Here is a 24,168-nt window from a genome sequence, read left to right on the forward strand (position 1 = left end):
CATATGCGCTAAACACAGCCGCCTGGACGTTTTCAGGCGGCTTTTTTTTGGAGATTACCATGCCAGTATTTAGTGTCACCGGCGACGTCGATCCTTTCCTCCACGTCAGCATGAAGCAGGGCGAAACCATCTATTGCGAATCGGATGCGATGGTGATGATGGAGACGGCGCTGGACTTGAAAGGCAAGATGACGGGTGGCCTGGGCAGCGCCATCATGCGCCGCTTCGCCAATGGCGAATCGTTCTTCCAGCAGCATATCGAAGCGGTGCGCGGCAGCGGCGATTGCCTGCTCTCGCCGACCTTGCCGGGCGCCATCGAAGTAGTCGACGTGGGTGCCCGCCAATACCTGCTCAATGACGGCGCCTTCGTCGCCGCCACCTCGGGCACGGAAATGAAGGTGCGCACGCAAAGCATCGGCAACGCGCTGTTCGCCCAGTCGGGCGGCTTCTTCGTCATGGAGACGGCCGGCACGGGACAAGTGGTGGTGTCCGGTTTCGGCTCCATGTTCCAGCTCGACGTCGAGCCGGGCAAGGATGTCGTCATCGACAATTCCCACGTGGTGTGCTGGGACAATAGCCTGAAATACGACATTTCCGTGACCACGGGCGGCGGTGCAGGCAGCGGCGGCGGCATCGGCGGCTTCCTCGGCAATATCGTCAACAGCGTCACCAGCGGCGAAGGCATCGTGCTGCGCTTTTCCGGCTCGGGCAAGGTCTTCATCTGCTCGCGCAACCGCGACGCCTTCCTGAAGTGGACAGCTACGGGCAAGGCTAGCTAAGAAAGCTGGCCAAATTGCGCTGCTAGTTTGTAGTTCAAAAAAATCTACTAAGGCCAGGTTAAGTCTGGCCACTTAGAATTCCCGCGCGCGCACCTGCGCGCGGCTTTCCCTTTCTTTACCCGGTCACCGTACATGCAAAGAGTCTGGTTCAACAAAACATTTTCCTCGGTCGGCACGGCCATGCGCCTGATCCGCGAGGCCGACCTGGCCGCCACTGGCGGCAAGCCGCGCTACCATATCGTGTGCAGCAATACGAACGCGCACGCGGCGGCTTTTTTGTCGGCCCACGAATACGCCGTCGAGCCATCGGGGCTGACGGGCCTCAATTATGTGGAGTGGTGCCTGGAGTTTTGCCGCGACCGCAACATCACGATTTTCTGGCCCGGCAAGGAAGCGGGCCTGATCGGCAGCGCCAGTGCGCGCTTCGCCGCCATCGGCACACGCGTGCTCAGCGTGGCCAGTGAAGATACCCTGGCCTTGATGCACGACAAGGCGCGCTTCTGCGACGGCCTCGACTTGGCCCTGGCGCGCCCGGCCGACTATCGCGCCGTCACCAGCATCGAAGAATACGACGCCGCCTATGCCGAGCTGCGTCCTTTGCACCGCAAGCTGTGCATCAAGCCGTCCGAATCCGTGTATGGCCTGGGCTTTGCCGTGCTCGATGAAGAGCGTTCCAGCGCCCAGTTGCTGCTGGCCGGCGCCGCCTACCAGATCAATGCGCAGGAATTGCGCAGCGGCCTGGCGCAGTTGAAAACCTTCAAGACCCTGCTGCTGATGGAATACCTCGATGGCTACGAATACAGCGCCGACTGCGTCGCCAACCAGGGCGCGCTGGTGTGCGCCGTGCCGCGCAAGAAGCTGCACGCGGGCGGCAGCGGCCAGCTGATCGAACTGCGCGAAGACCTGCTGGCGGCCTGCGCAAAACTGGCACGCGACTACCGCCTGAACGGCGTGTTCAACATCCAGTTCCGCGAGGGCGCGAATGGCCTGGCTTTGTTGGAAATCAACCCGCGCATGTCGGGCGGCATCGGCATGGCCTGCGCGGCAGGCCCGAATCTGCCCTACCTGGCGCTGGCAGGTTTCGACCAGGGCTTTGACAAGCTCAGCGTGCCCGCCATCCGCGAGGGCATGCGCGTGGGCGAATCCGCCTACGCCGTGGAACTGCCATGAAGCTCGTCAAGCAACAGATGCCCACGGGCGAACTGACCCTCAAGGTGGACGAGGCGCGCTTTCCGCTGGACTCGCTGATCGGCTTTGCCGCGCGCGCCAACGCCAAGCGCGGTTTTCTTTTCCTCTCCAAGGTACTGGGCAAGCACTGGCCCGTCACGCCGCGCGCCATGGAAGCCATCCACGATGACCTGGCGGCGCAAATTCCGCCCAGCCTGCCCGGCCCCGTGGTCTTCATCGCCATGGCCGAAACGGCCGTCGGCCTGGGCCAGGGCGTGTTCGAAGCCTGGCTGCGCGCCAATCCTGGCTATTCCTGCAAGGCGCTGTTCCTGCACAGTTCGCGCTACCGCGTCGGCACGGTGCCCTTCTTCGAATTCGAAGAGTCGCACAGCCATGCGCCGCGCCAGTTCCTGCATTTATCGGACGCGGCCAGCGCCTTCTTTTCGACGGCGCGCAGCCTGGTGCTGATCGACGACGAAGCGTCGACCGGCAATACCTTCGGCAACCTGGTGCAAGTGTGCCGCGCGCGCTATCCGCAGCTGGAAAAGCTGCACCTGGGCGTCATCACCAATTTCATGGGCAAGGCCGCCAACGCGGGCCTCACGCAGCGTTTCGGCCTGCCCACCAGCATCGGCGCGGCGCTTTCCGGCCACTACGAATTCCAGGCCAGTGATGCACCGGCTCCGGTGGCCGGCAGCGCGCAGCGCTTCGAGGCCAACGAGGAACGCGGCGCCAGCCCAGCGTTCGGGCGCATCGGCGTAGGCCGCGCCTTGACGCCACCGCAGGGCCTGGCAGTGCAGCTGGCGCAGGAAATCGCCACCGGCGACTCCGTGCTGGTGCTGGGCACGGGCGAATTCATGCACCCGTCGTTCCTGCTGGCGCGCGAACTGGAAACGCTGGGCAAGAGCGTGGTGGTGCAGTCCACCACGCGCTCGCCGATTCTGTCGTGGGGCTCCGTCGGCCATATCGTCTCCTGCGACGACAATTACGGCGAAGGCATCGCCAACTATTTGTACAACGTGGCGCCTGGCCAGTACCAGCACGTATTTATCTGCCATGAAACCCCGGCCAGCCCGGCCCTCATGCAACTCGCCGGCCAGTTGAACGGCCGCCTGTTCCACTTTCAGTCAGAGACCAAAATTGAAGAAATTCCTGTTTGTTGACCTGGACGACACACTGTTCCAGACCCCGAAAAAATGCCCCGGCGAGACCGATCTGCAGCCGGCTGCCTATTTGAAAAATGGCGAAGCCTGCTCATATACGACGGCGCGCCAGCGCGCCTTCTTTGACTTTGCGCAAAGCGGCATGACCCTGATTCCCGCCACGGCGAGAAATGGCGACGCGTTTCGCCGCGTCGACCTGCCATTTACCAGCTACAGCGTGCTCGATTACGGCGGCATCGTGCTGCAGCCGGGCGGCGCGCTCGACGCGGGCTGGCTGGCGCTGATGCAAAGCGACATGCAGACGGCGCTGCCCGGTCTGCAGGACGCCATGCGCATCATCGACGATTTCCAGCTCAAGGCAGGCATGCCCTCGCGTGCGCGCCTGATCGAGGATTACAACACGCCGTTCTACATCGTCGTCAAGGACCATGAAGCGCGCGGCGAACGCCTGGCCGACATCGAAGAGCAAGTGCTGCAGCAGTGGATCGCGACAGAAGGCGCCGACTACTTCATCCACCGCAACGGCAACAACCTGGCCGTGCTGCCAAAAACGCTGAACAAGGCGCGTGCGGTGGCTTATCTGCGCGCGGAGCTGGAAGCCGAACATGGCCCCATCCTGAGCTTCGGCATGGGCGACAGCCGTTCGGATGCGCGCTTCATGGCCGCCTGCGACTACGCCATCATCCCCAACGGCACCCAGCTGGCGGCCCTCACCGTGGCGGCGCTATGAATGCACAGGTTCAGGGCACGCAGCATTTCAGCGGCAGCTACCGTCAGGAAGACGTCGAGGTCCTCCTCACGCCGATGGCGCTCGAACCGATCCGCGACCTGGCCGAAAAGGAACGTTTGATCCAGTCAGGCCTGCGCCACTACAGCGAGATGCTGTCGCCCGAGTCCCTGCCCTCGCCTGCCTACCTGGCGCTGTTCCAGAGTGCGTTTGCCGCCAACCGCCTGCAAATGGCGCGCGACTGCCTGCGCCTGGCCGCCCTGATCGCGGCGCGCCGCGCGGGGCCCATCACCCTGGTCTCGCTGGCGCGCGCCGGCACGCCCGTGGGCGTCATCCTGGGGCATTTGCTGCGCCAGGTCTTCCAGCGCGCATGCAGCCATTACTCCGTCTCCATCATCCGCGACCGCGGCATCGACGCCAATGCCCTCAAACATATCCTGGCGCAGGACCACGCGGCTGACTCCATCGTCTTCGTCGATGGCTGGACCGGCAAGGGCGTGATTTCGCGCGAACTGCGCCAGACGGTCAATGATTACAATGCCGCGCATGGCATGGCCATTGACGGCGGCCTGTTCGTGCTGTCCGACCTGGCCGGCACGGCCGCCTGCGCCGCCTCATCGAGCGACTACCTGATCCCATCGAGCATTTTGAATGCCACCGTGTCAGGCCTGGTCAGCCGCTCCGTGCTCAACGATGCCATCGGCCCCGACGATTTCCATGGCTGCGTGTACTACGCGCAGTTCGAGGCGCACGACCAGTCGCGCGATTTCGCCGACGGCCTGGTGGCTGACGCCATGGCGATCGCCGCCAGCAGCGGCATTCCGCTGGCCGAAGCAACCGATGCGCCGGCGATGGCGGCCCGTTCGCAAGCCTATATGGCCCAGGCACAGCAGGAATACGGCATCAGCGACATCAACCTGATCAAACCGGGCATCGGCGAGGCAACGCGCGTGCTGCTGCGCCGCGTTCCCGAGCGCCTGATCGTGCGCGACACGAATGCACCGGACGTGGCACATTTGCTGCTTCTAGCGCAGGAAAAAGCCATACCCGTCACCGTAGAACCGGCGCTGCCCTATCAGGCGGTCGCCCTCATCAGGAGCGCAGTCGATGGATAACAACGCCCTACATCCGCAAAGTGAACACAAGGCGGCGCTGGGCGCCTCCATGTATGTGCCGACCACGCACAAGGACTTGCTGGCCATTGCCAATGGCGACAAATTGAGCCATTTGCGTTCGGTGATTCTGTGCACCGAAGACGCCATCGCCGAACGCGATCTTAGTTACGCGCTGTTCAACCTGTCGCTGACGCTGCAAAACATGTGCGACGCGTCGGACACTTTGCGCTTCGTGCGCGTGCGCAATGTCGAGGTGCTGGCGCGCGTGCTGGGCATGCCGGGCGCCGACAAATTGAGTGGCTTCGTGCTGCCCAAGTCCACGCGCCACAATTTTTTCGCCTACTTCGAACTGGTGCGCCATACGCATCATTTGCTGATGCCGACGCTGGAAACGGCGGAAGTGTTCGACGATGAGGAAATGAAGCAGTTCCGCCTCGCCCTGTCCGCGCCGGAAGTGCGGCGCCGCATCCTGGCACTGCGCATCGGCGGCAACGATTTGCTGGCGTTGCTGGGCTTGCGCCGCCCCACCAGCGGCACCATCTATCAGACGCCGCTGGGCCAGGTCATCGGCCGCCTGGTGACGATCTTCAAGCCGCACGGCTTCCAGCTGACGGCGCCCGTCTTCGAGCACCTGTCGCAGGGCAGCTGGCTGGACGCCGAAGTGGCGCAGGACATGGCGCACGGCATGATCGCCAAGACCGCCATCCACCCGGATCAGGTGCCGCAGATCGAGCGCCACTACCAGGTGGCGCAGTCGGATATCGAACTGGCGCTGCGCATCATCGACCCGGACAGCCCGGCCGTGTTCCGCATGCAGGAATCGATGTGCGAAGTGGCGACCCACTCAAGCTGGGCGCTGCGCATCATCGAGCAGGCGCGCCTGTTCGGCATCCGCCATGCCGGCGACGGCACCACGGCATCCAATTCAAATCACGCATTGATTAAATCCACCAGCGACGAAGGGACGGCACGACCATGACCAATTTCACACGCGGACAAAAAGGCAAACTGGCTGACCTGGGCTTGAATGGTCCCTTTGCCGTCACTCTCGATATCGCATCGGGCTCGATGGAAGTAGACGTCAGCTGCTTCGGCGTCGATGCCGCCGGCAAGCTGTCGGACGACCGCTACATGGTGTTCTTCAACCAGAAAAGCGCGCCGGACAACGCCATCACGGTGGACTTGAACGGCCCCCGTTCGGTCTTCCAGGTGGATCTTTCCCGCCTGCCCGCCTCGATCGACAAACTGGTATTTACGGCGGCGACGGAGCAAGGCAGCATGCGCGCGCTGGGGGCGTCAAACATGGCGCTGGGCCAGGCGGCCACGTTTGCCTTTTCAGGCGCCGACTTCCAGGATGAAAAAGCCGTCATCATCGGCGAGCTGTATCGCCGCGACGGCAGTTGGCGCTTCGGCGCCGTGGGCCAGGGCTTTGCCGGCGGCCTGGCAGCGCTGTTGACGCACTTTGGCGGCAGCGAGGCTGGCGCATCTTCACCGGCGCCGGCACCGACGCAGGCCCCTGCTGCCGTGCCCACGCCGGCGGCGCCGCCAGCGGCGAAAAAGATCTCGCTGTCGAAGATCCGCCTGGAAAAGCGCGGCGACAAGATCTCGCTCGACAAGCGCGACAGCGGTGGCTATGGCCGCATCCGTGTCAACCTGAACTGGAACCAGAACGCCGCGCAAGGCCAGGCACCTGCCTCGAAGCTCGACACGGGCTTCCTCGGCAAACTGTTCAACAAGCCGGCCAGCCGTTCGGGCGGCATCGACCTCGATATCGGCTGCCTGTTCGAAATGGGCAATGGGACAAAAAGTGCGGTACAGGCGCTGGGCAACAGCTGGGGCGCGTATGACAAGCCGCCCTACATCCATCTGGAAGGCGACGACCGCACGGGCAGCGTCAGCAGCGGCGAAAACATCTTCATCAACGGTACCCACTTCGACCAGATCAAGCGCGTGCTGGTGTATGCCTTCATCTACGAAGGCGTGCCGAATTGGGCCGCCACCGATGGCATGGTGACGATCGAAATTCCCGGCCAGCCTACCGTCGAAGTACGCCTCGATACAGACAGCCAGCACGCCATGTGCGCCATCGCCATGCTGGAAAACCACGGCGGCAACCTGCAGGTGACAAAATTGGTGGAATACTTCGGTGGCCAAGGTAAAATCACGGCGCACCAGGCCATGGACGAACGATACAACTTTGGCCTCAATTGGAAAGCCGGCCGCAAGGACTGATTCTTTAACCTGATAACCCTACCATGACCCCTACGACCAAAAAAGTCACCTTCGCCTTCGTCATCTTCCTCGTGGCCGGCTTCCTGCTGCTCGCTGCCTATGCCTGGACGACCCTCAGCTTCTCGTACTCGGAAGGCGAACGGGCGGGCTACCTGCAAAAGTTCTCCAAACGGGGCTGGATTTGCAAGACTTGGGAAGGTGAACTGCTGCTGACGGCGCTGCCGGGCACCATCCCGGAAAAATTCCAGTTCAGCGTGCGCGATGAAGACGTGGCCAAGCAGCTGACGGCGGCATCCGGCAAGCGCATCCTCGTCACCTACAGCCAGCACAAGGGCGTGCCGTCACAATGCTTCGGCGAGACGGAATACTATGCCAGCAAGGTCGTGCTGAGCCAGTAACACAGCAGTCCAGCAGTCCGGCGCCGGCCAGCCATTCTCGTGCCGGCGCCCCCTTCCCCTGTCTTCCGCAATAATTTCTTTCCAGCAATAACCTTCAGCAATAAATTGCTCGCGCGCCTCACACATTCTCACTTTCTTATACACTCGTCATTAGTTCTGACTGAGAAGTTTTACGCATGCAGTCAAGGTGCGTGATTATTGCGCTAGTGCAAGACGCTCAGCCAGCCGACCTTCAGCATGTATCACCATCACTGGAAACACCATGCGCCTACGCCTTGCCGCCCTGACCCTGCTGGCCGCCACACTTCCCTTGTCCGCCCAGGCACAGGATCTGTCGGGCATGGCCGGCGCCCTGAAAGTCAACGCTAGCAATGAGCGCACCTTTGTCGCCGCCATCAGCTACACGCAGCCGGTGGGCAATTACAATGCCATGAGTTTGTCGTACATCAATGAAGGGCACCCGGAAGACCATCACCGCGACGGCATGGCCGGCCAAGTCTGGCTGCGCACCAAAAACGTGGAGCAGGGCCTGATGCTCGGCGCCGGCGTGGGCCGCTACTTTTTCTTCGACACGGCCAAGACCGACGACGCTCCCCACAATTTTGACAATGACCACGGCTGGGGCTCCATCTTCAGCCTGCAGGCGCGCTGGCAATTCGACAACCGCTGGTATGCGCAAGCGCAAGTGAACCGCATCTTGCCCAATGGCAAGGACGCCACCACGCATCTGCTGGTCGGTGCGGGCTACCGCTACGACGGCGTGCCGGGCGCCAAGCTGCACTTGCAGAACTGGGCGCACGACGACACTTTCACCATGTCGACGGGCCAGACCATCATCAACAGCTTCCGCTCGGAGACTTCGCGCCCGTTCACCCTGGAATATCGGCGCGCGGCGGGAAAATATGTGGACTGGACCGCCACCGTCGTCGACGAAGGCAGCACCGACCTGGCGCACCGGCGCGGCGCTGCCGCTCAGCTATGGCTGGTCCGTTCGCTCAATGAAAAGGTGGAATTCGGCATGGGCGCCGGCCCTTACCTTGCCTGGGATGGGCGCGACATACAGGGCCACGGTACGCGCCTGACAGGCCTGTTGTCGGCCGCCAGCCGCTACCACTTCAACCGCCGCTGGGTGGCGCAAGTGGCGTGGAACCGCGTCATCACGGATTATCACCGCGATGCCGATGTGATACTGGTGGGGGTGGGACGGAAGTTTTGATGGCTTGGGTCAGTCCCGGCGGGACTGACCCAAGAGCGGATTAACGCGAACGCCAGACGGCACCAGCCGACTCATTCGGCTGCGTCAAGCGCTCGATCACTTCACGCGTCAGGCTGGCCGAACTGGCTTGTTCGGCCTTGGCGCGGGCGGCGGCCAAGGAACTGGAAAACGTGCTTTGCTGCTGTTCCAGGCGGGCGCGCATGGCGGCCAGGTCGCGCTCCTGCTGCTGCGCGCGGGCCATGTCCAGTTCCAGCAATTGCTGGCGGGCCTCGGCCATGGCGCGCGTGGTGTCGGCAGCCTTGCGCTGCAGGGCCGCGTGGGCCTGGGCGCTGGCCAGCAAGGCTTGCTGCGCCGCGAGCTTGTCGCTGGCGGCCTGCTGCGCGCCCAGTTCCATCTGTTCGCGCTGGCGCGTGGCGTCCAGCGCCTGCTGTTCCATGGCGGCGCGCGCTTCAGCGGCTGCCGTCGCCTGCTTTTCCGCTTCCAGGCGGCCGGCGATGGCGTTCGAAGCGCGTTCTTCGGCAGCGCTCGTCTGGCGCTGCTGCACCAGTTTTTGCGCGATCAGCGCCAGCGATTCGCGTTCGGCCGCCACGAAATCACGCTCGGACGCCAGCAGCGCATCGGCTGCCTGGGCTTTTTCTTCTTCCACGCGGGCGCGCTCGCTGTGCACCTGCCCCAGCTCCACGGCCAGGCGCGCCTGCGCCTGCACCGCTTGCGCGGCAGCCGCCTTCTGCTCACCCTCGACCAGCGCCTGGTCCATCAGGATGCGGATGGCATTGGCTTCTTTTTCGGACGCTTGCTGCAAGGCCTGTTCGGCAGCATGCTGGCCGCGCAGCAGTTCGGCTTGCGCCTGCTCGGCGGCGACGCGCTCCTGCGCTGCGGCAAACGCCAGCGCTTCCGCTTCCAGCCTGGTCTTCAGCGCGGCGATGGCCGTTTGTTCCGCATCAAGACGCTGCTGCTCGGCCTGCAGCAAGTGCGCTGCCTGCTGCGCTTTTTCCTGCGCCAGTTGCGACGTTTGCGCCTGCACCGCCAGTTGCGCTGTGCAAGCGTCTACCTCGGCCTGCTCGGCCGCATTCTTATTGGTGGCCAGTTGCGCCGCCTGGCGCGCCAGTTCCGCGCGTTCATGCGCCAGGCTGGCGGCACGCTGCTGCTCATCGAGTTCCAGCGCGGCGGCAGCGGCGGCTGCCTGTTCGGCCGCTTTACACGCCCTGGTTTGTTCGAGCGCGGCCGTTTCCGCTTCCAGCCTGGCGTGGCCGGCGATTTCCGCATCCTGTTCGGCGGCGACCCGGGCCAGCGCCACGGCGCGCAACTGGCGGTCCACTTCGATGCGCGCTTCGGTGGCAGCGAAGATACGCACATCGGCGTCGCGGCGCGCCTGGGCGCTGGCGACGGCCACCATCTCCAGGCGCTCGCGGTGGATGGCCGCGTCGCGCAACTCCTTTTCCGTTTGCAGGCGCAAATGCAGCGACTGCGCCGCGTGGCGTTCCGATTCCGCCTGCGCCAGGGCGATGGCTTCGCGTTCCTGCTCCAGGTGCGCCAGCGCGCGTGCTTCTTCCAGTGCGCGCACTTCGGCGGCGGCACGATTAAATGCCGAGGCCAAAGCGATCTGGTCGGCGCGCTCGCGCTGCACCGTCAATTCCAGCGCTTCGCTTTCCGCTTCGGCCAGCATCTGCGCCGTCTGGCGCGCACCGTGGGCATGGCGCTCGCGCTCGCGGGCCAGCACGGCGACACGCGCGTCCGCCGAGGCGATGCCCACCATTTCATCCTTGGCCGCCTGCACGGCAGCGACGCGCTCGACGGCCTGCAGGCGCGCCTGCTCCGTGTGCACCTGCAATTCTTCGGCGGCGCGGGCCGCCTGCTCGGCCAGTTCCGACTGCACGGCTACCTGTTCGCTGGCGCGCAAACGGCTTTCCTGCTCGGCCCGAGAACGCTGTTCGGCGGCCAGGCGGATGGCATTGTCGGATTCCACGCGGGCCCGCAGTTCGGCCGTTTCCTGCCTGACCGCTTCCAGGCGCGCCACGCTCGCTTGCGCGGCGGCGCGCATGGTATCGAGGCGGTCGCGGTTGGCGGCAATCGATTCTTCGGCAGCTTGCGCGTTCTCCTGCGCGGCGGCGGCGGCGGCGACATCGATGGCGGCGCGGTCCTCGGCCAGCGAGCGCACGCGCGCGTCAGCCAGGGCGCGGCTCTCGGCGGCGCAGGTGGCTTTCGCTTCCGCTTCGACGCGGGCGATGGCTTCGTGGATGGCTTTCAGTTCCATTTGCTGGCGGCCGCTGGCCGGCGCCTTGAAATCAGCTTCCTGCTCGGCTTCTGGCTCGGCCTGCACGAGCGGCAGGGGCATGCTGGCGGCAGCTGGCGCCTTGCGCTCCAGGTCCTTGAAATCATGCAGCGAGACGATGCTGTCCTGGTCGAACTCGTCGTCGGCGCAATAGGCGACGGTGAGGGTAGCGGCCTGGCGCTGATTTTGCTGTGCTTGCATGATTTCTCGCTTATTCGGGTGAACCCCGCTGCTGATGGGGTTGTAAGCACCATTATCGAGCAATCATGCGCAAATCAGCGCGGCAAGAAGAGGGCCTTTTACCACCCTTTTCGCTATTTAACTTAAATGGGCCACAAAGGCGCTTCATCCATCAGCGCCACCTGCTCGCGCAATTCCAGGATGCGGTCCTGCCAATAGCGCTGCGTGTTAAACCACGGGAAGGCGACGGGGAAGGCAGGGTCGTCCCAACGGCGCGCCAGCCAGGCCGAGTAGTGAATCAGGCGCAGGGTGCGCAGCGCCTCGACCAGGTACAGCTGGCGCGGGTCGAAATCGCAAAAATCTTCATAGCCGGCCAGGATGTCGCTCATCTGGCGCACCATGTCGCCGCGCTCGCCCGACAGCATCATCCACAGGTCCTGGATGGCCGGTCCCATGCGGCTGTCATCGAAGTCGACGAAATGCGGGCCGGCGTCCGTCCACAGCACATTGCCGCCATGGCAGTCGCCGTGCAGGCGCAGCATGCCAACGTCGCCGGCGCGGTCATAGCAGCGCTTGACGCCGTCGAGCGCCTGCGCCGCCACGCTGGAATAGGCGGCCAGTAGTTCAGGTGGCAGAAAATTGTTCGCCAGCAGGAAGTCGCGCGGCTCGACGCCGAAGGTGGCCGGATCGAGCGCCGGACGCTCCTTGTACGCAGACAGGGCGCCAACGGCGTGAATGCGGCCGATGAAACGCCCCAGCCATTCCAGCGTGCGCGGGTCGTCCAGTTCGGGCGCGCGGCCGCCGTGGCGGGGAAAGACGGCAAAACGGAAGCCCTGGAACTGGTGCAGGGTGCTGCCACCCAGGGCCATGGCCGGCACGACGGGGATTTCGCGCTCGACCAGTTCGGCCACGAACGCGTGTTCTTCCAGAATGGCGGCGTCGCTCCAGCGCTCGGGGCGGTAAAACTTGGCCACCAGCGGTGCGCTGTCTTCGATGCCCACCTGGTAGACGCGGTTTTCATAGCTATTTAACGCCAGCAGGCGGCCATCGCCGCGCAAGCCCACGCTATCGAGGGCGTCGAGCACGCAATCGGGGCTCAGTGCCGAAAATGGATGGACGGGCCGGTCGTCCTCGTGCGGCGAGTTTTCATTGTGCATAAGCACCATTGTAAGGCGCGCACGGCGTCCAGCGCATAAACAATCGGGCGAGTTGGGGCCGCTAGGCGTATACTGGCACCTTACATTCAATCAAAGAGCAAGCCATGCAACTCGAACAGCCATTATCAGAAAAAGAATTCGAAGAACTAGACCAATTCCTGTTGTCGGAGCGCTGCTCCGAGGACGCGATGACCATGGATATGCTGCACGGCTATCTGACGGCCGTCGCCATCGGTCCGGAACCGATCATGCCGGCCGAGTGGTTGCCGCGCGTCTGGGGCGAAGATGCCAAAGATGCACCAAAATTCAAGACCAGCAAGGAAGAAGAGCGCATCGTCAACCTGATCATGCGCTTCATGAACGAAGTGTTGGTGACGTTTGAAGTCGCCCCCAAGGAATTCGAGCCGCTGTTCGTCGAACACGACTACGAAGGTCAGACCCTGATCGACGCCGAAGCCTGGTGCTGGGGCTTCTGGGACGGAATGGAACTGCGTCCTGGCTCGTGGAACGAAATCTGGGATTCCGAAGTGGCGGACCTGATGCAGCCAATCTACCTGCTGGGCGCCGACGAGATCGAGGAAGCAGAACTGAAACTGGTGGAAGATCCGGTCAAGGCGCACAAGCTGGGGCAAGACCTGGAAGCGAACCTGCCGGCCATCCACCGTTTCTGGGTACCGCGCCGCAAGGCGCCCGTGCAAACGCTCAAGCGCGAAGAGCCGAAAGTGGGCCGCAACGACGATTGCCCTTGCGGCAGCGGCAAAAAGTTCAAGAAATGCTGCGGCGCCGAGCCGGCAGCCGAGTAATCAGCACATCAACGCCGGGCACTGTCCCGGCGTTTTTACATTCCTCCCGGCTTTTTTCGCGCGGCGCGCCCACCCCCATTTTTTTCAGCGCGATGCGGCGTGCCACGCTGGCGGCGATCATGCGGCGCATAGTTCGCCCTCCTGTACCACGCGCTCGACGACGTTGCGCCATTCGCACAGTTCATGCATGCCCGGTTGGCGCTCGCCGAAGAACATGGCGATGGTCTCGCCACTGGCGTCGAACAGTTCGACGGACGTCACCAGGCCATCGACGGTGGGCTTTTTTACCACCCAGGCGCTGGCGATATGCTCTTCGCGCAGATGCAGGTTGAAGCGCACATCGAGGATATTGATCCATGGCCCCATCACGGCGATCTTGTGCACGGGCCCCGCATGGATCTGGAGCATGCCGGCATTGCCGACGAAGGCCATGATGGCGACTTTTTCGCGGGCAGCGTCGTTGAGCAGGTCGAGCACGCAGGATTTATCCAGCGGCTGCACGAAGCGCGGCTCGGCCAGGCGCAGGCCCTGCAGGCGCGAGACCGAATATTTTTTCAGCAAAGTGAAAAACGCGTGCGTGTCGCGCAAATCGGCCCAGGCGGCGCGAAAGCCCGCCACGTCGATCTGCGCGTCGGGCAGTTCGGCCGGCGCCGGCGCCACGGCGGCCACGGCGATGCCTGCCGCCTGGTCGGCGTCGGCAAAGCGCGCCACCAGCGCATCATAGGCCGCCCGCTCGCTTTGCGGCTTGAGAAATATCTTGTGTACGGCGTTGCCGGCAGCATCAAAGAATTGCAGGCTGCGCTGCACTTCTTGTTCGCCCCCTTTTTCGTTCACCTCGCGCACGGCAAAGCCATGCGCCCAGTGGCGGTAAAACACGCGCAGGTCGATCTCGCCACCCTGCACCAGGCCGACATGGTTGTTGTGGCTGGCTTTCCGGTAGACACCCGTTTTTTCATGCACGCACGAGGCGTTGCGCGTCAGCGCCATGACTTCGCCCAGCGGCTCTAAGGCGGCAATGATGGCGGGCCAGTCGGCCTGCAAGCGCTCGGCGCCCAGCAAGGCACCGTCGGCCAGCGACAGGCCGGCGTGCGCGGCGATCAGCTCGCCTTCGGAGATGGCCAGTTCCTCGGCGATGTCGCGGTGGCGGGCTTTCTTTTCGCGGCGCAGGCGGGCAAATTCGCCGGCGATCAACTCGGTATGGCAAACAGGGGCAGCGGGGGACGTGGTCAACACGGTGTCTCCTTTCAAGGCGAACACTGGCTGGCGTGGGCTGGCTGGTGGTGGGGCGATCGTGCAATCAATTATAAATGAGAATAATTCCCAATCAAGAGTTATTTGTGCGTGCGCGCCTGGAACCGGGATGACATAGCCGGGACGAAAAAAAAACGCCGCGACAGGAAACCCGTCGCGGCGCCAAAGGAGACCGATCGACATAGCCGATCAGATCAGGAAAGCTGAGCTCAGGCGCTGGCCTGCACGGCCAGCATGGCAGCCGGCTTGGGGCTGGAACGCTGCGCCAGCAAGACCACGGCGGTCAGCACCATGGCGCCGCCCAGCAATTGCGTGCCACTGACCGATTCTTTCAGCAAGGTCACGCCGAAGGCCATCGTGATGACAGGCTCGAAGGTAGAAATGATGGACGCCTTGGCTGCGCCAATTTGCGCCACGCCGGCAAAGAAGGCGGCAATCGCGATCGCCGTCGAGAACAGGGCGATGGCGCTGACGGCCAGCCAGCCCGTCGCCGTACCCGGCAAGGACACACCTTGCCACAAAGCAATCGCACTGTTCGACAGGCCCGCCGTGCCCATGATCACCACGCAAGCCGCCAAAGGGTGAATATTCTCGCGGCTTTTCGCCAGACTGTTGCCAAACAGGATATATACGGCGTACACACCGGCCGCCATCAGCGCCAGCGCGATGCCGATCGGCTGGCCCTGCAGCTTGCCGCCCAGGGTGGTGGCCATGCCGGCGATGGCCAGCGCCAGCAGCACCAGCATGCGCCGGTCGAGCTTTTCCCAGCCCAGCGCCAGCGCCAGGATGGTCACCAGCACCGGATACACATACAGCAACATGGCGCACAGGCCGCTACTGGCATACAGCAAGGCATTGAAATAGCCTTGCGACTGGACCGTGTACATCAGGCCCATCAGCATGTAGCCAGCCAGCAGGCGGCCACGCGGCAAACGCCAGCCACCCAGCCACACCAGCGGCAACAGCAGCATGGCGGCGATGACAAAACGCAAGGCCAGCATGGTCGACGGGTTGACCCCGGACGCATATGCCGCCTTGGCAAACACTGCGGAACTGCCGAAACCGGCGGCCGACAGCAACACCAGCGCAACAGCGCGGCGATCAGACATGACTAACCTCTTCAAATAAATCGGGACAAAACGGTGAGCAAGATCGAGATAGGCGGAACGCCTCTGCGGGCGACATCGTTACCTGATCTGGGTTACTTATAGCAATCAGTTCATGCATAAATCATATTGCGGGTAGATTTACGCATAGCCGCATCATATTCGCTTGCGCAAAATGAAACAAACCAATATTCTTCACGGATAGGCTCAATAAAATTCAGGCTTAATACCAAGGCTCAACAGCGAGGCTAAAAGATAAGGCTCCACCATGTCACGCCCGTTACCACCGCTCGCCGCCCTGCACGCCTTCGAGGCGGCCGCCCGCCATGAAGGCTTCCAGCGTGCGGGCGAAGAATTGCACGTCTCGGCCGGCGCCATCGGCCACCATGTGAAACAGCTGGAAGCATGGCTGGGCATCGTGCTGTTCCAGCGCCTGCCACGCGGCGTGGTGCTCACCAGCGCCGGGCAGCGCTATGCGGCTACGCTGGGGCCGATACTCAAGCAGCTGGCCGACGTGTCCGAGCAGGCGCGGCGCCAGGGCGATGACAAGGTGGTGACGGTGACGGCCACCAGCTCGCTCGTCTCGCGCTGGCTGATGCCGCGCCTGGGCCGTTTGCGCGACCGCCATCCGCAGATCGAACTGCGCGTGCTGGCCTCGATGCACCCGGTCGACCTGGCGCGCGATGGCGTGGACGTCGCCATCCGCTTAGGTCCGGGCCGCTATCCTGGCCTGAAAGTGGATTTACTCATGGAAGAATGGTTTTCCGCCGTCTGCAGCCCCGGATTTCGCGCCAGCGCCGCCAAGCTGCGCCAGCCCGCCGACCTGCTGCGCTATCCGCTGCTGCACGACGAGCCGGAAGTGCACCTGCCCGGCAAAATCGACTGGGCGCGCTGGCTGCACAGCTGCGGCGTGCATTACAGTGGCAATAGCGGCAGCACGCGCTTCTCGCACACCTACCTGTGCCTGGACGCGGCCGCCAGCGGCCAGGGCGTGGCGATTGCCGCCAGCCCCCTGATCGGCGACGACTTGCGCGCGGGCAGGCTGGTGCGCGTGTTCGAGCACGCGGTGCGCGGCCCCCACTGCTATCACCTGCTGCGCTCACCCCAGGCGGAAACGCGCCCGCTCGTGCACGCTTTTTGCGAATGGCTGATCGCCGAGGCGCGCGCCGACCAGGAAACTACCTGGCCAGCCGTGGAGGCAGCATGAGTCGCCAGGAACTGGCGCGCAGCACCCACTATGTTGTCACGCACGAATATGAGTGCGCCAGCATGACGGCTGCCGATGGCCGGCAAGCCAGCCTGGGCGATTTCTATGGCGACCCGGCCGCAGCCTTGATCGATGTCTATGAGCAATGGTGCGCGGTGGCGGGAGAAGGACTGATACTGTGCTGGCTGGAACAGCCGTTCGGGCAGTGTGTGGCGTATTTCCGCCAGACAGGCGAAATACTCTGGATCACGACTTTACGGCAAACGGGGCCGTTTGCGCTGGAATGGCAAGGCAAGGATGGCACTTGGTCCGGCCTCACCTTTTAGTGTAATGGGACCTTCACAACGCCTCACAAAACCGTAGCGAGCGGAAGGGAGAGGTGGCTAAGAAGCGCAACCGTACTCTAGTACGGTGAGCATCGCAGGCCGCCTATACCGACGCGCAGTAGGTTTTGTGAGGCGTCATCAGATTACAGCTTGATGAAGTGCTCGCGGTAGTACTTCAGCTCTTCGATCGATTCCAGGATGTCGGCCAGGGCCGTGTGCTTCTGGTGCTTCTTGAAACCGGTGGCGATTTCCGGCTTCCAGCGCTTGCACAGCTCTTTCAGTGTCGATACATCAACGTTTCGATAGTGGAAGAATGCTTCCAGTTTCGGCATGCCGCGCACCATGAAGCGGCGGTCCTGGCCGATGGTGTTGCCGCACATGGGCGACTTGCCTGCCGGCACGTATTTCTTCAGGAAGGCGATCAGTTCCGCTTCCGCCTGCGCTTCCGTCACGGTCGACGCCTTCACCTTGTCGATCAGACCCGAGCGGCCATGCGTGCCCTTGTTCCAGGCATCCATCTTGTTCAGCGTTTCATCCGACTGGTGGATCACGAACACGGGGCCTTCGGCCAGCAGGTTCAAATGCATGTCCGTCACCACTACCGCTACCTCGATGATGCGGTCGGTATCGGGCTCCAGGCCCGTCATTTCCATGTCGACCCAGACCAGGTTCATCTCATTTGGACGTGGCAGGACGGCGGGTGCGGGGGTGGATGCAGCTAAGTCGGTCGCTTGTGACATAATTCTCTCTTGGCCTAATCAAACTAAATAATCAGCCATTTTCTCACAGGCACAGAATGTATTCACTCGCGTTTTCGATTTTGTTTGTATCCGTCCTCGTTTTGACCCTCGCCGTGCGCTTCTGGCTCGCCTCGCGGCAGATCCGCCACGTGCTGGCGCACCGCGCCTTTGTCCCCGCCGAATTCGCGGAAAAAATCCCCCTCGCCGCGCACCAGAAAGCGGCCGACTATACGGTGGCGAAAACCAAGTTCGGCTTGCTGACTCTGCTGGTCAACTATGCCGTGCTGATCGGCTTTACCCTGTTGGGCGGCCTGCAATGGCTGGCGCAGCACTTGCAGGAATTGACGGGCCCGGGAATGTGGTATCAGATCGGCCTCATCGTCGCCTTTGCCGCCATCTCTGGTCTGATCGACCTGCCCTTCGATTACTACCGCCAGTTTGTGCTGGAACAACGTTTCGGCTTCAACACCATGCCGCGCAAGCTGTTCTTTACCGACATGCTCAAGGGCGTGCTGCTGGGCGCGGCCATCGGCTTGCCCTTGATCTGGGTGGTGCTGACCCTGATGGCCAAGTCGGGCGGCCTGTGGTGGCTGTATGCATGGTGCGTCTGGAGCGGCTTCCAGTTGCTGATGATGGTACTGTTTCCTACCGTCATCGCCCCGCTGTTCAATACATTCACGCCGCTGGCCGACGAGGCATTGAAAAGCCGTATCGAAGGCTTGATGCAGCGCGTGGGCTTCGCCTCGAAAGGCTTGTTCGTCATGGATGGTTCGAAGCGCAGCGCCCACGGCAACGCGTATTTCTCGGGCTTTGGCGCCAACAAGCGCATCGTTTTCTTCGACACCCTGCTGTCGCGCCTGGCGCCGCAGGAAATCGAAGCCGTGCTGGCGCATGAACTGGGCCACTTCAAGCTCAAGCACATCGTCAAGCGCATCGGCATGATGTTTCTCATCTCGCTGGGCTTTTTGGCGCTGCTGGGTTTCCTGAAGACGCAGCCGTGGTTCTACGCGGGTCTCGGCGTGGACCCTGTCGCCCTGGCGCTGACTGGCCAGCCGACCGATGCGCTGGCCTTGCTGCTGTTCATGCTGGTATTGCCCGTCTTCACTTTCCTGCTGGGACCGTTGACCTCGCTCAGCTCGCGCAAGCATGAATTCGAGGCCGACGCCTTTGCCGCCACGCACACGCAGGCCGACGATTTGGTCTCGGCACTGGTAAAAATGTACGAAGACAATGCCTCGACCCTGACGCCCGATCCGCTGCATTCGGCCTTCTATGACTCGCACCCACCGGCCAGCGTGCGCATCCGCCACCTGAAAGGGGCCGCCGCATGAACCTCCCCGCCACCACGCAAGAACTGGCCCAGCTGGCCTGCGCGCCGCGCCAGCTGGCCATAAATGACGCCGACCTCGGCGCCTGGCTAGCCCTGTTGCCGCAATGGACATTGCAAAACGGCAAGCTGTGCCGCGATTTCGGCTTCAAGAATTACTACCAGACCCTGGCATTCGTGAATGCCCTGGCCTACATGACCCATACACAAGATCACCATCCGGAGCTCATCATTACTTACACAACCTGCGCCGCGCGCTACGACACGCACTCGGTCAACCTGGGCGCCGGCGGCCTGTCCGAAAACGACTTCATCTGCGCCGCCAAGGCAGACCTCATCTATCAAAGCAGCCAGGTAGCCCCATGAGCGACGCGAAGTTGGAAAACAAGCTGACCGGCGTCATCATCGCCGCCCACGGCCGCCATTACCTGGCCGACGTGGATGGCGCCAAGCTGCAATGCGTGACGCGCGGCAAGAAAACCAATGTGGCCGTGGGCGACATCGTGCACCTGACGCGCACCTCCAACGACCAGGCCGTCATCGACCGCATCGAAGAGCGCAAGACCCTGCTGTACCGCTCGGACCAGTACAAATCGAAATTGCTGGCGGCCAACCTGACGCAGCTGTTCATCGTCGTGGCGACGGAACCGGGCTTTGCCGATGACCTGATCTCGCGCTCGCTGGTGGCGGCCGACGCGGCCGGCATCGAGGCGCACATCATCCTCAACAAGACCGATGTGACGGCCTCGCTGGAGCGCACCCGCGAACGCCTGCTGCCGTATTCCTCGCTCGGCTACCCTGTGCATGAAGTGTCGGCGCGCGCCGACCCCGAGCACGCGGTGGCCACCCTGGCGCCCCTGCTGGCGGGCCAGTCGTCGATCCTCATCGGCCAGTCGGGCATGGGCAAGTCCTCCTTGATCAACCTGCTGGTGCCGGACGCCGACATCGCCGTGCGCGAAATTTCGGCTGCGCTCGACACGGGCAAGCACACGACGACCTTCACGCGCCTGTACAAGCTCGACGGGCTGGGCGAGAACAGCTCCATCATCGATTCGCCCGGCTTCCAGGAATTCGGCCTGTACCACCTCTCCGAAGGCATGCTGGAGCGCGCTTTCCGCGAATTCCAGCCGTATCTGGGCGGCTGCAAGTTTTACAACTGCCGCCACCTGATCGAGCCGCAATGCGCGATATTGCAAGCCATGTCCGAAGGCAAGATCGCCAGGATGCGCCATACCCTGTATGGCCAGCTGCTGCACGAATCGGCGCAGACGCTGTACTGACCAGCCCCCCGGGCACAGCCCCGATTTCGAATTTCACGATAGCAACAGGCAGACAGGCGAAATTTAATTTTGTTGCCGAGGCTGCTTTCCACGTTTAATCCCAAAACCATTCAACACCGGTTTTATGCATTCCAGCGCATGAAACCGGCCGTTCATCGCCTGTCGCTGGCGATGGCGCAGGGCGTTTGCTACCTTGACATCAGTCGCTGCAGGAAACCTCGCAGTGACGCCACGCTCTATCTCCTGTCCTCAACCCTGATTGAAGGTGAATGTCATGCAAAGCTCACGTCTCTTCCCGATTGCCGCCGTACTGTTGTCTCTTGCCAGCGCTGGCGCCCTGGCGCAAAGCGCCCCACCGGCTCCCGACAGCGTACACGTCAGCGTCAGCTCGCCCTACCACGTCACTGCAGAGGAAGCGCAGCAGATCGAACAGCAGTATTTGCTGTCGAACGAGCAAATACTGATCGTGCGCGAACAGAATCGGCATTTCTATGGCCGCCTGAGCGACAAGAACGAACGCCGCGAAAAAACAGAAGTGGAACTGTTCCCGCAGGCGTCCGGCGTGTTCCTCACCCGGCGCGGCGCCGCCTTCGCCTTCAGCGACGCCGGTGAGCATGTGGCCATCGATGATGCCCAGGCATTGCCAGGTTTGCGCATGCCCGCCGACAGCCGCAATGCCATGCGCGTCGAAGGCTCGCATTCCGTGCGCCTCGTCTCTCGCTAGGCGAACCCGCATGCGCAGGGAGCCGATGCTGGCCCTGCGCGCAAAATCTGTCCGATGCGCTGAACAATTGCCCCGTTTGCAGCTTACAATGCGATGGAGTACGGCCTGATCCCTTGCAGGCTGGCGCAGTGGGGAGATTTGTCGAATGGAAATGTTCGCGCTCGGGCATGAAATAACGCAGTGGGAAGACGCATTGCTGCCCTTGCGCGGGGCCGAACGCATCCCACTGCTGCTGTTGCTGTCCTGGCATCTGCGCCAGCGCGATTGTGCACGCGCCATCCACCTGGTCGACGAAACGCGTTTGCTGCTGCCACTGGCCGGCCTGGAGCCTGCCGCGCTGGAACAGGCGCAGGCGCGCCTGCAGTTGGTGCAGGCAGAGGTGGCGTGGCTGCAAGGCGCGCTGAACGAGGCCGAGAGCTTGGCCATGGCGGCGCACGCCACCTTGTGCGCGCACAACGATGGCGCCGGCTGCGCCGACGTCCACTGGCTGCTGTCCTCGATCGCCGTCGACCGGGGCGACCATGCGCGCTGCGATGCCGAGCTGCAAGCGGCAGGCGAACAGGCGCGCAGCGCTGGCGACAGCATGCGCGCCAGCCTGGCCGATGCGGCCACGGCGCGCTGGGCCGTGCTGCGCGACGCGCCGGCCGCCCAGGCCCGCTGGGGCAGCCACTTCCCGGGCGACAGCGGCAAGCTGCCCGCGCCGCTGGCCACCTGGGTGCATGACTTCCACGGCTTGCAAGCGCACCATTCGCGCAACTTGGGCGCGGCCGCAGGCCACTACATGCAAAGCTACGAAGCGGCACTGGAAAGCGGCCAGGTACGCGGCGCCATCACGGCCGCCATCAATATCGGCGATTGCTTTGCCACCCTGAACGACCATGAGTCGGCGCTGGAATGGATGCAGTGCGCGGTGGACCTGGCGCGCCCGACGCTCTGGCCGCGCAGCATCGGCGCCTGCCAGACGCATACGGCCGAAACCCTGCGCAAGCTGGGCCGCCTTGCCACGGCCGAGGAAATGCTGCACGCAGCGCTGCACATCCTGGCGCCCGTGGCCGGCGCGCGTACGTATGCCAACGCCCTCTTCCACCTCGGCGAATTGAGCCTGGACAAGGGCGATTACGACATGGCGCTCGATGCCTTCAGCCGGCTGGCGCAGCGGGCCGAAGCGCTGGGCCAGGCCGATTTCCGCAGCATGGCGCAGCGCGGCAGCGCGCATGCGCTATCCTACCTGGACCGTCCGGACGAAGCGCTGCAGGCGGCCGAACGGGCTTGCCAGCTGGCCACCGCGCAAGGCGACGCCATGCACCAGGTAGCGGCGCTGCGCGTGCTGGCCATGCTGCATGCGCGCCACGAACTGCCGCCGCCGCCCGGCATGCTTGAACGCAATCCGGCCCTGCATTTCCTGCACCAGGCGCTGCAGGTGGCGGCCTCCATCGATGGCTATGTGCCGCCCGGTGAACTGCTCGATGCGCTGGCGCGCGAATACGCGCATGCGGGCGACTATGCGCGCGCCTACGACATCGCCCTCGACGCGGGCGTAGCGCGTGAAAAAAGCCACACCCAGCAAGCAAGCAACCGCGCTACCGCCATGCAGGTCTACCATCAGACGGAACATGCGCGTTCGGAAGGCTATCATCACCGCGAACTGGCCGCCTCAGAAGCGCGCCGCGCCGAAGTTCTGCAGCAGACCAGCGACACCCTGGAGCGCCTGTCGGCCATCGGCCAGGAAATCACCACCCACCTGGACGCCAACGCCGTGTTCCAGGTACTCGACCGGCATGTGCATGCCTTGCTCCCCGTCAACACCTTCGCCGTCTACATGCTCGACGCCTCCGGCATGGCGCTGCGCCGTGCGCACGGCATGGAAGCGGGCCGGCCCCTGCCCGACAATGCTATTGCGCTGAGCAATCTGCGCGCCTACTCCGTGCGCTGCCTGCTGGGCCGGCGCGAAGTGTATATCGCCCAAGTTCCCCCGCGGCGCCACGCCTACACCGTGCCCGGCACGCTGCATAACCAAAGCGTGCTGTATGTGCCTTTGATGGTGGGCGAGCGCGTGCTGGGCGTGATGACGGTGCAGGCATGCCATGCCAATGCGTATGGCAAACGCGAGCGGCTGATTTTTCGCACCCTGTGCGCGTATGGCGCCATCGCGCTCGACAACGCCAGCGCCTACCGCCAGTTGCAAGATGCCCAGGCGCAACTGGTGTCGCAGGAAAAACTGGCCGCCTTAGGTTCGCTGATGGCGGGCGTGGCGCATGAACTCAATACGCCGATCGGCAACAGCTTGTTGATCGCCAGCACCATGCAGCAGAAAACGGAAGACGTGGAACGCCTGATGAATGGTCCCGGCCTGCGCCGCTCGGACCTGGCCAGCTATATCGAGGATGCGGGCAAGGCGTCGGCGCTGGTGATGCGCGGCCTGCACAGCGCAGCCGGCCTGGTCAACAGCTTCAAGCAGGTGGCCGTCGACCGCACTACCGAGCAGCGGCGCCAGTTTGACTTGCAGCAAGTGAGCAATGAAATCATCGCCACCGTCATGAACCGCATCCGCAGCTCGGGCCACCGCATCGACATGGAGATCGCATTCGGCATCGCCATGGACAGCTATCCCGGTCCGTTCGGCCAAGTGCTCACCAATTTGATCAACAATGCCCTGCTGCACGCCTTCGATCAGGCGCCCAACGACGGCAGCGCCAGCATGGGCTACATGCGCCTCTGCGCCACGGCTGACGCGGCGCGCGTGCAGATCGTGTTTGCCGATAATGGCGGCGGCATTGCTGAAGAGTATTTGTCGCGCATCTTCGACCCTTTCTTTACCACCAAGCTGGGCCAGGGCGGCAGCGGCCTGGGTTTGTCGATCAGCTACAACATCGTCACGGCCCTCCTGGGCGGCACCATCCAGGTCAGCAGCAGCCCCGCCGGCACGCGCTTCACACTGGATCTGCCACTGGCGGCGCCCCAGCTCGATGCAAGCGGCCCGGCCAGCATCTATTGAGCG

The 24,168-nt window shown here is 63.4% G+C and carries 23 protein-coding genes; 17 read left to right on the forward strand and 6 right to left on the reverse strand.

From position 1 onward, the window contains the following. Nucleotides 1–59: 59 nt before the first annotated feature. From ACQ4W6_RS22895 to ACQ4W6_RS22935, 9 genes are all read left to right on the forward strand, one after another. Nucleotides 60–779, forward strand: a complete 720-nt coding sequence (locus ACQ4W6_RS22895) for a TIGR00266 family protein (protein ID WP_436569471.1) — start codon at nt 60–62, stop codon at nt 777–779. Nucleotides 780–911: 132 nt separating this feature from the next. Further along, nucleotides 912–1,949, forward strand: coding sequence for an ATP-grasp domain-containing protein (locus ACQ4W6_RS22900; protein ID WP_436569472.1), 1,038 nt, complete (start codon nt 912–914; stop codon nt 1,947–1,949). Further along, nucleotides 1,946–3,109, forward strand: a complete 1,164-nt coding sequence (locus ACQ4W6_RS22905) for a phosphoribosyltransferase domain-containing protein (RefSeq protein ID WP_436569473.1) — start codon at nt 1,946–1,948, stop codon at nt 3,107–3,109. The genes ACQ4W6_RS22900 and ACQ4W6_RS22905 overlap by 4 nt, the downstream gene beginning before the upstream one ends. Next, entirely contained in the window at nt 3,087–3,839 is a 753-nt protein-coding gene (locus ACQ4W6_RS22910) for an HAD family hydrolase (protein WP_436569474.1), read from the forward strand. The genes ACQ4W6_RS22905 and ACQ4W6_RS22910 overlap by 23 nt, the downstream gene beginning before the upstream one ends. Then, nucleotides 3,836–4,951 (forward strand): cysteine protease StiP family protein, encoded by a 1,116-nt coding sequence (locus ACQ4W6_RS22915; RefSeq protein ID WP_436569475.1) that lies wholly within the window; start codon nt 3,836–3,838, stop codon nt 4,949–4,951. Before ACQ4W6_RS22910 ends, ACQ4W6_RS22915 begins: the two co-directional genes overlap by 4 nt. Next, entirely contained in the window at nt 4,944–5,930 is a 987-nt protein-coding gene (locus tag ACQ4W6_RS22920; RefSeq protein WP_436569476.1) for an HpcH/HpaI aldolase/citrate lyase family protein, read from the forward strand. The genes ACQ4W6_RS22915 and ACQ4W6_RS22920 overlap by 8 nt, the downstream gene beginning before the upstream one ends. Further along, the gene (locus ACQ4W6_RS22925) at nt 5,927–7,183 is read left to right on the forward strand and encodes a TerD family protein (protein ID WP_436569477.1); all 1,257 of its coding nucleotides are present in this window, start codon (nt 5,927–5,929) and stop codon (nt 7,181–7,183) included. The genes ACQ4W6_RS22920 and ACQ4W6_RS22925 overlap by 4 nt, the downstream gene beginning before the upstream one ends. Nucleotides 7,184–7,206: 23 nt before the next feature. Then, nucleotides 7,207–7,581, forward strand: a complete 375-nt coding sequence (locus ACQ4W6_RS22930; protein WP_436569478.1) for a DUF8785 domain-containing protein — start codon at nt 7,207–7,209, stop codon at nt 7,579–7,581. A 262-nt stretch (nt 7,582–7,843) separates the two neighbouring features. After that, nucleotides 7,844–8,797, forward strand: a complete 954-nt coding sequence (locus ACQ4W6_RS22935) for a hypothetical protein (protein ID WP_436569479.1) — start codon at nt 7,844–7,846, stop codon at nt 8,795–8,797. 40 nt (nt 8,798–8,837) lie between these two features. Here ACQ4W6_RS22935 and ACQ4W6_RS22940 read toward each other — a convergent pair whose 3' ends face one another. Both ACQ4W6_RS22940 and ACQ4W6_RS22945 read right to left on the reverse strand, forming a co-directional pair. Continuing rightward, nucleotides 8,838–11,270 carry a coiled-coil domain-containing protein gene (locus ACQ4W6_RS22940; RefSeq protein ID WP_436569480.1) on the reverse strand — a complete coding sequence of 811 codons (2,433 nt, stop codon included), beginning with the start codon at nt 11,268–11,270 and terminating at the stop codon, nt 8,838–8,840. A 122-nt stretch (nt 11,271–11,392) separates the two neighbouring features. Next, entirely contained in the window at nt 11,393–12,406 is a 1,014-nt protein-coding gene (locus ACQ4W6_RS22945) for a serine/threonine protein kinase (protein ID WP_436569481.1), read from the reverse strand. A 104-nt stretch (nt 12,407–12,510) separates the two neighbouring features. On the opposite strand from ACQ4W6_RS22945, the gene ACQ4W6_RS22950 reads away from it, so the two are divergent. After that, on the forward strand, nt 12,511–13,209 hold the full coding sequence (locus ACQ4W6_RS22950; RefSeq protein ID WP_436569482.1) for a UPF0149 family protein: 699 nt from the start codon (nt 12,511–12,513) through the stop codon (nt 13,207–13,209). Here ACQ4W6_RS22950 and ACQ4W6_RS22955 read toward each other — a convergent pair. The 3 genes from ACQ4W6_RS22955 to ACQ4W6_RS22965 form a co-directional block, all read right to left on the reverse strand. Then, the gene (locus tag ACQ4W6_RS22955) at nt 13,172–13,339 is read right to left on the reverse strand and encodes a hypothetical protein (protein WP_436569483.1); all 168 of its coding nucleotides are present in this window, start codon (nt 13,337–13,339) and stop codon (nt 13,172–13,174) included. The genes ACQ4W6_RS22950 and ACQ4W6_RS22955 overlap by 38 nt on opposite strands. Beyond that, a complete protein-coding gene (locus ACQ4W6_RS22960) occupies nt 13,327–14,439 on the reverse strand; it encodes a hemin-degrading factor (RefSeq protein WP_436569509.1) in 1,113 nt (370 codons plus the stop codon). The genes ACQ4W6_RS22955 and ACQ4W6_RS22960 overlap by 13 nt, the downstream gene beginning before the upstream one ends. A 230-nt stretch (nt 14,440–14,669) precedes the next feature. Beyond that, nucleotides 14,670–15,569, reverse strand: coding sequence for a DMT family transporter (locus ACQ4W6_RS22965; RefSeq protein WP_436569484.1), 900 nt, complete (start codon nt 15,567–15,569; stop codon nt 14,670–14,672). Between the two features lie 265 nt (nt 15,570–15,834). Here ACQ4W6_RS22965 and gcvA point away from each other — a divergent pair, with 265 nt between their 5' ends. Together gcvA and ACQ4W6_RS22975 are read left to right on the forward strand one after the other, a co-directional pair. Beyond that, nucleotides 15,835–16,773 (forward strand): transcriptional regulator GcvA, encoded by a 939-nt coding sequence (gene gcvA / locus ACQ4W6_RS22970; RefSeq protein ID WP_436569485.1) that lies wholly within the window; start codon nt 15,835–15,837, stop codon nt 16,771–16,773. Continuing rightward, nucleotides 16,770–17,099 (forward strand): hypothetical protein, encoded by a 330-nt coding sequence (locus tag ACQ4W6_RS22975; protein WP_436569486.1) that lies wholly within the window; start codon nt 16,770–16,772, stop codon nt 17,097–17,099. Before gcvA ends, ACQ4W6_RS22975 begins: the two co-directional genes overlap by 4 nt. A gap of 143 nt (nt 17,100–17,242) precedes the next feature. On the opposite strand, the gene orn is transcribed toward ACQ4W6_RS22975, so the two are convergent. Next, complete coding sequence (gene orn, locus ACQ4W6_RS22980) at nt 17,243–17,839, reverse strand: oligoribonuclease (protein WP_436569487.1); 597 nt, start codon at nt 17,837–17,839, stop codon at nt 17,243–17,245. Nucleotides 17,840–17,895: 56 nt separating this feature from the next. On the opposite strand from orn, the gene ACQ4W6_RS22985 reads away from it, so the two are divergent. From ACQ4W6_RS22985 to ACQ4W6_RS23005, 5 genes are all read left to right on the forward strand, one after another. Beyond that, entirely contained in the window at nt 17,896–19,170 is a 1,275-nt protein-coding gene (locus ACQ4W6_RS22985; protein WP_436569488.1) for a M48 family metallopeptidase, read from the forward strand. Further along, on the forward strand, nt 19,167–19,532 hold the full coding sequence (locus tag ACQ4W6_RS22990) for a 4a-hydroxytetrahydrobiopterin dehydratase (RefSeq protein WP_436569489.1): 366 nt from the start codon (nt 19,167–19,169) through the stop codon (nt 19,530–19,532). The genes ACQ4W6_RS22985 and ACQ4W6_RS22990 overlap by 4 nt, the downstream gene beginning before the upstream one ends. After that, on the forward strand, nt 19,529–20,446 hold the full coding sequence (gene rsgA, locus ACQ4W6_RS22995) for a ribosome small subunit-dependent GTPase A (RefSeq protein WP_436569490.1): 918 nt from the start codon (nt 19,529–19,531) through the stop codon (nt 20,444–20,446). The genes ACQ4W6_RS22990 and rsgA overlap by 4 nt, the downstream gene beginning before the upstream one ends. A 274-nt stretch (nt 20,447–20,720) precedes the next feature. Further along, entirely contained in the window at nt 20,721–21,170 is a 450-nt protein-coding gene (locus ACQ4W6_RS23000) for a hypothetical protein (protein WP_436569491.1), read from the forward strand. Nucleotides 21,171–21,315: 145 nt separating this feature from the next. Continuing rightward, entirely contained in the window at nt 21,316–24,165 is a 2,850-nt protein-coding gene (locus tag ACQ4W6_RS23005) for an ATP-binding protein (protein ID WP_436569492.1), read from the forward strand. Nucleotides 24,166–24,168 lie beyond the last annotated feature (3 nt).

This window comes from Janthinobacterium woesei (genome assembly GCF_051380875.1).
GTDB lineage: Bacteria > Pseudomonadota > Gammaproteobacteria > Burkholderiales > Burkholderiaceae_D > Janthinobacterium.

What these genes read in the sequence shown, in the direction of transcription:
- ACQ4W6_RS22895 (WP_436569471.1), top strand. Translation starts at nt 60, where the DNA reads ATGCCAGTATTTAGTGTCACCGGCGACGTCGATCCTTTCCTCCACGTC.
- ACQ4W6_RS22900 (WP_436569472.1), top strand. Translation starts at nt 912, where the DNA reads ATGCAAAGAGTCTGGTTCAACAAAACATTTTCCTCGGTCGGCACGGCC.
- ACQ4W6_RS22905 (WP_436569473.1), top strand. Translation starts at nt 1,946, where the DNA reads ATGAAGCTCGTCAAGCAACAGATGCCCACGGGCGAACTGACCCTCAAG.
- ACQ4W6_RS22915 (WP_436569475.1), top strand. Translation starts at nt 3,836, where the DNA reads ATGAATGCACAGGTTCAGGGCACGCAGCATTTCAGCGGCAGCTACCGT.
- ACQ4W6_RS22920 (WP_436569476.1), top strand. Translation starts at nt 4,944, where the DNA reads ATGGATAACAACGCCCTACATCCGCAAAGTGAACACAAGGCGGCGCTG.
- ACQ4W6_RS22925 (WP_436569477.1), top strand. Translation starts at nt 5,927, where the DNA reads ATGACCAATTTCACACGCGGACAAAAAGGCAAACTGGCTGACCTGGGC.
- ACQ4W6_RS22930 (WP_436569478.1), top strand. Translation starts at nt 7,207, where the DNA reads ATGACCCCTACGACCAAAAAAGTCACCTTCGCCTTCGTCATCTTCCTC.
- ACQ4W6_RS22935 (WP_436569479.1), top strand. Translation starts at nt 7,844, where the DNA reads ATGCGCCTACGCCTTGCCGCCCTGACCCTGCTGGCCGCCACACTTCCC.
- ACQ4W6_RS22940 (WP_436569480.1), bottom strand. Translation starts at nt 11,270, where the DNA reads ATGCAAGCACAGCAAAATCAGCGCCAGGCCGCTACCCTCACCGTCGCC.
- ACQ4W6_RS22945 (WP_436569481.1), bottom strand. Translation starts at nt 12,406, where the DNA reads ATGCACAATGAAAACTCGCCGCACGAGGACGACCGGCCCGTCCATCCA.
- ACQ4W6_RS22950 (WP_436569482.1), top strand. Translation starts at nt 12,511, where the DNA reads ATGCAACTCGAACAGCCATTATCAGAAAAAGAATTCGAAGAACTAGAC.
- ACQ4W6_RS22955 (WP_436569483.1), bottom strand. Translation starts at nt 13,339, where the DNA reads ATGCGCCGCATGATCGCCGCCAGCGTGGCACGCCGCATCGCGCTGAAA.
- ACQ4W6_RS22965 (WP_436569484.1), bottom strand. Translation starts at nt 15,569, where the DNA reads ATGTCTGATCGCCGCGCTGTTGCGCTGGTGTTGCTGTCGGCCGCCGGT.
- gcvA (WP_436569485.1), top strand. Translation starts at nt 15,835, where the DNA reads ATGTCACGCCCGTTACCACCGCTCGCCGCCCTGCACGCCTTCGAGGCG.
- ACQ4W6_RS22975 (WP_436569486.1), top strand. Translation starts at nt 16,770, where the DNA reads ATGAGTCGCCAGGAACTGGCGCGCAGCACCCACTATGTTGTCACGCAC.
- orn (WP_436569487.1), bottom strand. Translation starts at nt 17,839, where the DNA reads ATGTCACAAGCGACCGACTTAGCTGCATCCACCCCCGCACCCGCCGTC.
- ACQ4W6_RS22985 (WP_436569488.1), top strand. Translation starts at nt 17,896, where the DNA reads ATGTATTCACTCGCGTTTTCGATTTTGTTTGTATCCGTCCTCGTTTTG.
- ACQ4W6_RS22990 (WP_436569489.1), top strand. Translation starts at nt 19,167, where the DNA reads ATGAACCTCCCCGCCACCACGCAAGAACTGGCCCAGCTGGCCTGCGCG.
- rsgA (WP_436569490.1), top strand. Translation starts at nt 19,529, where the DNA reads ATGAGCGACGCGAAGTTGGAAAACAAGCTGACCGGCGTCATCATCGCC.
- ACQ4W6_RS23000 (WP_436569491.1), top strand. Translation starts at nt 20,721, where the DNA reads ATGCAAAGCTCACGTCTCTTCCCGATTGCCGCCGTACTGTTGTCTCTT.
- ACQ4W6_RS23005 (WP_436569492.1), top strand. Translation starts at nt 21,316, where the DNA reads ATGGAAATGTTCGCGCTCGGGCATGAAATAACGCAGTGGGAAGACGCA.